Here is a 6,985-nt window from a genome sequence, read left to right on the forward strand (position 1 = left end):
GCGTTCGGCTCACCGCAGAGCGCCACCGTCCCAGGCCTGGCCCAGCCGAGCCAGCCGATCCCCGTACTCGATCCGCTTCTGCCACGACACCGGCCACGCCGCCATCCCCAGCGCCGCCCCGGCCAACCCACCCGCCAGGCACGCGATCGAATCCGAGTCGCCCGAGGTCGCCGCGGCCCGGCCCAGCACCGCCACCGGCTCCTCCGGCGAGATCAGATAGCAGTACAGCGCCGTCGCCAGCGCCTCCTCCGCCACCCACCCCGCCCCGGTCGCCCGGCACGGATCACCCTCGAACCGGCGCCGCCCCAGCGCGTCCACCACCCGCTGCACCGCGTCGGCGCACTCGTCCCAGCCGTGCGCCATGAACATCTTCGGCGACGACACCCCCGGCTGCCGCCAGAGATCCCCGAGCCAGTCCGCGTGATACCGGGTCCGCTGCTCGGCGCAGCGTTCCAGCAGTACTCCAGGCAGCTGCGCCGGCGCGAGGCCGTTCACAAGCACAAAGATTGCGTACGACGTGAGCTCACTGGCTGCGAGCGCCGTCGGATGGCCATGCGTGAGCGCGGACTGCAACTGCGCCACCCCGGCCCGCTGCTCGTCGCCGAGCCCCGGGATCAGGCCGACCGGCGTGACCCGCATGTTCGCCCCGCACCCTTTCGATCCGATCTGGGTGGCCTCCCGCCAGGACGCCCCACCGGCCAGCGCAACGCACGCGTGCAGGCAGGTCATCCCCGGCGAGCGGGTGTTGTCCGGGCTCTTCAGCCACGCGACGAAGTGCCGGCACAGCACCGGGGCCAGGCTCTCCGGGGTGACCGCCGCCGCCTCGAGCAGCGCTTCACCGACGGCGAGGGCCATCTGGGTGTCGTCGGTGACCCGTGCCGGATCACCGGTCAGTTCCTGCGGGCCGCCCACCCCGTACGTCTCGACGATGGAACCGTAGTCCTGGAACTCGGTCGGCCGGCCCAGCGAGTCCCCGTACGCCAGCCCGAACAGTGACCCCGACGCGCGATCGGTCACGCCGGTGCCCCGCCGAGGCCGATCTCGTTGCCGTCCGGGTCATGGAAGAGCGCTTTGCGCACTCCGTTGTCGTACACCTCGAAATCGGCCGGAGTCAGGCCCCGGCCGGCGATCTCGGCCAACCGCGAGTCGAAGTCGCTGACGAAGAGCGTCTGCATCGCGTGCCCGGCCCGCTCCGGACGCACTTCGATGTAGAGGTACCGGTTCGCCGCGACCTCCCACACCGCTTCCACGTCGTTGGGCAGGAACGACGGCGGCCCGCCGAGCAGCCGCTGATACCAGGCCACGGCCGCGGCATAGTCACGCACGGCAATGCCCGCGAAGAGGTCTACGGTCACGACGACATGCTACGAGGAGGACCGATGATCGCGCGGACCTGGCGGGGATGTGCCTCGACGGCGACCAGGTGATGTTCACGTCGCTCAGTTTCTTCACCGACATGGACGCCGTCCGTGCGTTCGCTGGCGACGACCCCGACCAGGCCGTACTCGAGGAGCCCGCCCGTCGCGCCCTGATCCGGTGGGACGACCGGGTCACCCACCACGAGGTGACCGTCGACCTCCGCTCAGAGGCCGAAGGCGCCGCCCTCCACGAGGATCAGCAGACCGATACCGATCAGCACTAGCGGAAGCAGGACGTGCCCCCACCGGCTGAGGGCTCGAGCGATCACCGGGCGCGTCGCGAAGTAGCGCCCGGCCGCGACCCACACGGCCACCAGAACCAGGAAGACCGCCACATACACGGCCATCCCGCCGACGCCGGCCGTGGCGAACACCGGCACATAGACCCCGATGTTGTCCCCGCCGTTGGCGAACGTCACCGCGGCCACCTCGAGGATCCCCGGCCCACCCGACCCCGCCGCCGGACCGTCATCGTCGTCATCGCCCCGGTGCCGCCACGCCTGCACCGCAGCCTTGACACCCAGAGCGAGCGGCAGCAACCCGAGATACGGAACGGAGCTCTCCGGCAGTAACGTCGCACCGAACGCGGCCGCCACCGCGACCGCCACGATCGCGGTGAACCCCAGGTACTGCCCCGCGGCGATGTTCCGGGTCGCGCCCTTGACCCCGGCGCCCTGGGCGAAGAACAGCGCGAGGATGACGATGTCGTCGATGTTGGTGACGGCGAACAAGCCCACGGCCTGACCGATGATGCCCAGGCTCACGTGTGCCGCACCCCCGCTTTCTTGCCGTCGAGCAAGGAGCGTCTCACAGCCGGAAAAGTCCTACACCAGGCGACGTCACCTCTTTGTGAAGATGATCAGCAAGGGGGCCCTGAGGCCCGGCGAAACCACCCCGACCTCGACGAGGCGTCGGCTCTTCGCCGATCTCAGCGTCCGGATCAAAGATCCTGGCCTCGATCGCGGTCGCGGCCGCCGTCGCCCTGGTCGTCGGGATCGTCACGCTGTTCGCGCTGAACAAGGCGGCGGACTCGGCGCAGGCGATCTACTCCAACAACGTCGCCAACGTGTCCCAGGTCGGCCAGATCGAGGCCGCGTTCGCGCTGGCCCGCCTGCATCTGGCCACCTCGGCCATCGCGCCCGACGACGCCACCAGCGACAAGTACCACACCGCCTACACCGAGGACCTGACCGCTCTGGATCAGGCGATCTTCACCTACCGCGACGGCACTTTCGCGGCCGACGCGTCAGCTGCCGCCGCCACCGCGCGGTCCACCGCCACCTCCAGTCGTACGCTGTCCATCTCGCTGCTCAGCATCGGTCTGTTACTCGCCCTCGGTCTCGGGGTGGTCGTGGCCGGAGCGATCGTGAGATCGCTGGCCGGCGCGTCCGAGGAGCTGTCGAGCGTCTCGTCGCAGATCGCCGCGTCCGCGCAGAAGACCTCGGCGCAGGCACAGACGGTGTCGGCGGCCGCGGAGGAGTTCTCCCGCAGCGTCGACACGGTGTCGGCGGGCGGCGAGCAGATGGGCGCCTCGATCCGGGAGATCTCGCAGAACGCCAGCGAGGCGGCCCAGGCGGCCGGCGAAGCGGTCGGCCTGGCCGCGTCGAACGGGTCGAGGCGATCCAGGCCGACACCCGCGGGGCGGTGACCGCGATCGAGGAGATCTCCCGGGTGATCGCGCGGATCAGCGAGTTCCAGACCACGATCGCCTCGGCCGTGGAGGAGCAGACCGCGACGACCTCGGAGATGAACCGCAGCGTCGGCGAGGCCGCCACCGGCACCGCCGACATCGCGCAGACCATCACCGGCGTCGCCGAAGCCGCCCGCGTCACCAGCGAAGGCGTCGTACAGTCCCAGCACGCCACTCGCGAACTCGCGCGCCTGTCAACCGAGCTCAGCGGCCTGGTCACCACGTTCCGCTATTGACCGGACCGTCGCCATGTCAAGAACATCGCTGTTGGTCAGCACGACGAACCGCCGCTCGATCGACGGCACGACCGCGGCGAACGCCTTGAACCCCGCGTTGTCCCCGCTGTGGTGCCACCAGCGCCGCCCACCGGCCCCGCCCGTCTCCCCGGTGAAAACGCCGTACCCGTAACCGCTCTGCTCCGCACCCTTACCGGTCGGCGCCGGATCGGCGCACAGCCGCCCGAACAGTTCCGAGTCCAACCAGGTCAGCACATCCTCAGCGGTCGACCAGGCGTCGCCGGCGCCCATCCCGACCACGTCCAGTTCCCAGCTGGGCACCGGCTGGCCCGCGACGTCATGACCGCTCGCCACGTCCGGCTCATCCCCGGGCATCCCGGCGAACGTCCGGCTCAGACCGAGCGGCCCAAAAATCCGATCACCCAAAAACTTTCGGTACGGGGTGTCCGCCGCCTGCTCCACCACGTGCGCGAGCAGCACATATCCAGGGCTGCTGTAGCTCCACCCACCACCCGGCGAGTACTTCAACGGCACGGCGTGGAACGTCGTCAGCAGTTCCTCGGGCGGCACCCACTCCGCCAGATCGATCATCGGGTAGTCCTCCCAGTGACCGAGCCCCGAGGTGTGCCGAAGCAGCTGCCGCAGAGTGATCCCCCGCCACTCCCCCGGGCACCCGGAGATCCACCGGCCCACCGGATCGTCCAGCCCCAGCACACCCTGCTCAGCAAGCAACAGCACCGCAGCCGCCGTGAACTGCTTGCTCACCGAGGCGAGCTGATACCGCTCCCGAGTGGTCTCATCGACAACAACGTCACTCCCCTGTCGTACCAAAATCTCGGTCCGCACCATGCCGCCGACCCTAAACCGGGGAGTCCGGAAGCCGCCGCCCTGACCGGTAATGGCAGTACCTCTCACACCGCCGGACGGGCGCCTACCGTCGAAGGCATGAGCCAGCAACTCCTCCTCAACAACGGCATCCCGATGCCCGCCCTCGGCCTGGGTGTCTTCCAGAGCCCGCCCGAGGAGACCGCCGCCGCGGTCGAGGCCGCGCTGATCGCCGGGTACCGGCACATCGACACCGCTGCCGCGTACGGCAACGAGCGGCAGGTCGGTGACGGCATCCGCCGCTCAGGCATCGACCGCGGCGAGATCTTCATCGAGACCAAGGTCTGGGTCAGCGACTACGGGTACGGCGAGACCCTCCACGCGTTCGAGAAGGCCACCCGCAAGCTCGGCGTCGACCGGATCGACCTGCTGATCCTGCACCAGCCCGCGCCGGACCGCTTCGACCGTACGATCGCGGCCTACCGTGCCCTGCAGCAACTCCTCGCCGACGGGAAGGTCCGCTCGATCGGGGTCAGCAACTTCATGCGCCATCACCTGACGGATCTGCTCGCGCAGGCCGACGTGGTCCCCGCCGTGAACCAGATCGAGCTGCACCCGTACTTCGCCCAGCCGGACGTGCAGAAGGCGAACGCCGAGCACGGCATCCTCACCCAGGCGTGGTCGCCGATCGGTGGCATCACCTTCTATCCGGGCTGGGGTGAGGACCGCCGCAACGTCCTGCAGGATCCGGTGATCGCCGGGATCGCCGCCGCGCACGGCAGGACGCCCGCCCAGGTGATGCTGCGCTGGCAGCTGCAGCACGGCCGGTCAGCGATCCCGAAGTCCACGAATCCGGGCCGGATCGCGGAGAACTTCGCGGTCTTCGACTTCGACCTGACCGCCGAGCAGCTCGCGAGCATCGATGCCCTGGACACCGGCGTCCGCAACGGCCCGGACCCGGACGTGCCCCGCCCGTTGTTCGAGCGAGTCATCCCGGAGGACTGACCGATCACGGCGTCAGGTGGTCCCGCAGAAACTCAGTGATCTCCGCCCGCGCGGCCCGGGCCTGCGGGACCACCCCCGGCATGCTCAGGAACGCGTGGGTGGCGCCGGGATGCTCGGTGAGCCGCGCGGGCGTCCCGGCCGCCCGCAGCCGCGCGGCGTACGCCCGGCCCTGGTCCGCGAGCGGGTCCAGGGTCGGCACCACGATCAGGGCCGGGGCGAGCCGGCCCAGGTCGGCGGCGGCCAGCGGCGAGACCGCCCGGGCGTCGGCACCGTCCGGCACGGCGAGGCGCCGCACGAACTCCAGCAGCGGCACGCTCAGCACCGGCGCGTCGGCGTGCTCCCGCATCGACGGATAGTCCAGTGCCGTCGCGGTCAGGTCGGCACACGGGTTCACCAGCACCTGAGCCCGCAGCGGCAGCCCGTCGTCGCGGGCCCGCAGCGCGGCCATCGCGGTGACCGCCGCGCCGCCGCTCTCCCCGAACACCGCGACCCGCGCGGGGTCGACACCCCACTCATCGGCCAGGCGTACCACCTCGCACAGCACGTCCCAGCCGTCGTCGACGGCGGCCAGCATCGGCGTCCGCGGGCCGATCAGCCGGTGCTCGACCGAGACCACCACGGCGGGCAGCCGCACCGCGAGGTGACTGTTGATCCAGTCGCTCTGCGGGGCGGTCCCGACGAACGCGCCGCCGTGCACGTGCACGACCAGCGGCAGGGCCACGCCGACCGGTCGCGCCGGCCGGTGCACGCGCACCCGCAGCTCGTGCTCCGGCAGCACCACCCGCTGCCAGCCGATCACGGCCTTCCGGTCCGGGAACCCGCTGATCACCCGGGTCAGCCGGGCCGACCGGGTGCGGTTCTCCGCGTCCCGGTACGCCACCAGCTGCTCGTCCGACATCGCCGCCCAGTCCGGCTCCTTCCGCAGCGCCCGCAGGATCCGGATCCCCCGTGCCGCCCGCTCGTCACCCATCGGTCCCCCTCGATCGCCGCTATTACGCTACTTCAGGTATCGGTACTAGAAGTAGCATAACTCGCTAGGGTGTGACCATGGCTTCCTCGACCCGCGCGCCCGGCCGCCCCCGCTCCGGCATCGACGCCACGGTCTTCGCCGCCACGCTGAGCACCGTCCACGAGCTGGGCTACACCCGCGCCACCGTCGACCGGATCGCCGCCACCGCGGGCATCGCGAAGACCACCGTCTACCGCCGCTGGCCCACCAAGGGCGCCCTGATCACCGCGTGCCTCGTCGACGCGTTCGGCCCGGCCCCACTGACCGGAACCGATCGCCTGGACATCATCGCCGCGGCCATCCGCTGGATCGCCGCCCGCATCGGCGAACCGGGCATCGGCGCCGCGTTCGCCGGCGTCTTCACCGACGCGGTCAACGACCCCGACCTGCGCCAGGTCCTCTCCACCCAGTTGCAGGACCCCTACCGCCTGGCCCTGCAGGAGGTCCTCGACGAACCCGAACACCGAGTCCTGTTCCTCATCGACGTCGTCGTCGGCACCCTGCTGCACCGCCTCGGCATGACCGGAAAACCCATGTCCGCCCCCGACGTCGACGCCCTGGTCCAGATGGTCCTGCAAACCTTCCGCTAAACCCTATTTGGTACGAATACCGAGCGCCCGCCCGTAGGCTACGAGCCACGTCCCGCCCGTGAGGCCACGCGACACCCGTGCCCACTCCGGACCGCAGCGCGCCCCCAGACTTTGGCTGCTTGAGTTCAAGGGAACGTTGCAACACCTGATCTGATCAGGAGTTGTTCGTGTTCGAGATCCGTGGTGATCGTCGGCCGCAGGGACGTAAGAGG

General features: G+C 70.3%; 9 protein-coding genes. 4 read left to right on the forward strand and 5 right to left on the reverse strand.

Annotated elements, in window-relative coordinates; genetic code table 11:
• Positions 1 to 9: 9 nt before the first annotated feature.
• The 3 genes from ADL15_RS43720 to ADL15_RS43735 all read right to left on the reverse strand — a co-directional run bounded on the left by ADL15_RS43720 (position 10) and on the right by ADL15_RS43735 (position 2,182).
• A complete protein-coding gene (locus ADL15_RS43720; protein WP_067705255.1) occupies positions 10 to 1,017 on the reverse strand; it encodes an ADP-ribosylglycohydrolase family protein in 1,008 nt (335 codons plus the stop codon).
• Positions 1,014 to 1,355 carry a VOC family protein gene (locus ADL15_RS43725; RefSeq protein WP_067705257.1) on the reverse strand — a complete coding sequence of 114 codons (342 nt, stop codon included), beginning with the start codon at positions 1,353 to 1,355 and terminating at the stop codon, positions 1,014 to 1,016. The genes ADL15_RS43720 and ADL15_RS43725 overlap by 4 nt, the downstream gene beginning before the upstream one ends.
• Positions 1,356 to 1,582: 227 nt before the next feature.
• Entirely contained in the window at positions 1,583 to 2,182 is a 600-nt protein-coding gene (locus ADL15_RS43735) for a cadmium resistance transporter (protein WP_067705261.1), read from the reverse strand.
• Between the two features lie 230 nt (positions 2,183 to 2,412).
• On the opposite strand from ADL15_RS43735, the gene ADL15_RS56135 reads away from it, so the two are divergent.
• Together ADL15_RS56135 and ADL15_RS56140 are read left to right on the forward strand one after the other, a co-directional pair.
• Positions 2,413 to 3,066: a hypothetical protein gene (locus ADL15_RS56135; protein WP_232344920.1), complete on the forward strand. Its 654-nt coding sequence runs from the start codon at positions 2,413 to 2,415 to the stop codon at positions 3,064 to 3,066.
• Complete coding sequence (locus tag ADL15_RS56140; protein ID WP_067705266.1) at positions 3,063 to 3,344, forward strand: hypothetical protein; 282 nt, start codon at positions 3,063 to 3,065, stop codon at positions 3,342 to 3,344. The genes ADL15_RS56135 and ADL15_RS56140 overlap by 4 nt, the downstream gene beginning before the upstream one ends.
• Here the strand turns inward: ADL15_RS56140 and ADL15_RS43750 are convergent.
• Positions 3,303 to 4,193, reverse strand: a complete 891-nt coding sequence (locus tag ADL15_RS43750; RefSeq protein WP_067705269.1) for a serine hydrolase domain-containing protein — start codon at positions 4,191 to 4,193, stop codon at positions 3,303 to 3,305. The two genes, ADL15_RS56140 and ADL15_RS43750, sit on opposite strands and share 42 nt — an antisense overlap.
• A 96-nt stretch (positions 4,194 to 4,289) precedes the next feature.
• Here ADL15_RS43750 and ADL15_RS43755 point away from each other — a divergent pair, with 96 nt between their 5' ends.
• Entirely contained in the window at positions 4,290 to 5,174 is an 885-nt protein-coding gene (locus ADL15_RS43755; protein ID WP_067705271.1) for an aldo/keto reductase, read from the forward strand.
• A gap of 4 nt (positions 5,175 to 5,178) precedes the next feature.
• Here ADL15_RS43755 and ADL15_RS43760 read toward each other — a convergent pair whose 3' ends face one another.
• Entirely contained in the window at positions 5,179 to 6,144 is a 966-nt protein-coding gene (locus ADL15_RS43760; RefSeq protein WP_067705273.1) for an alpha/beta hydrolase, read from the reverse strand.
• Between the two features lie 77 nt (positions 6,145 to 6,221).
• Between ADL15_RS43760 and ADL15_RS43765 the strand changes: the two genes are divergently transcribed.
• Positions 6,222 to 6,773, forward strand: a complete 552-nt coding sequence (locus ADL15_RS43765; RefSeq protein ID WP_067705290.1) for a TetR/AcrR family transcriptional regulator — start codon at positions 6,222 to 6,224, stop codon at positions 6,771 to 6,773.
• Positions 6,774 to 6,985: the final 212 nt, after the last annotated feature.

Source organism: Actinoplanes awajinensis subsp. mycoplanecinus (genome assembly GCF_001509495.1).
GTDB classification, from domain to species: domain Bacteria; phylum Actinomycetota; class Actinomycetes; order Mycobacteriales; family Micromonosporaceae; genus Actinoplanes; species Actinoplanes palleronii.

What these genes read in the sequence shown, in the direction of transcription:
- ADL15_RS43750 (WP_067705269.1), bottom strand. Translation starts at nt 4,193, where the DNA reads ATGGTGCGGACCGAGATTTTGGTACGACAGGGGAGTGACGTTGTTGTC.
- ADL15_RS43755 (WP_067705271.1), top strand. Translation starts at nt 4,290, where the DNA reads ATGAGCCAGCAACTCCTCCTCAACAACGGCATCCCGATGCCCGCCCTC.
- ADL15_RS43760 (WP_067705273.1), bottom strand. Translation starts at nt 6,144, where the DNA reads ATGGGTGACGAGCGGGCGGCACGGGGGATCCGGATCCTGCGGGCGCTG.
- ADL15_RS43765 (WP_067705290.1), top strand. Translation starts at nt 6,222, where the DNA reads ATGGCTTCCTCGACCCGCGCGCCCGGCCGCCCCCGCTCCGGCATCGAC.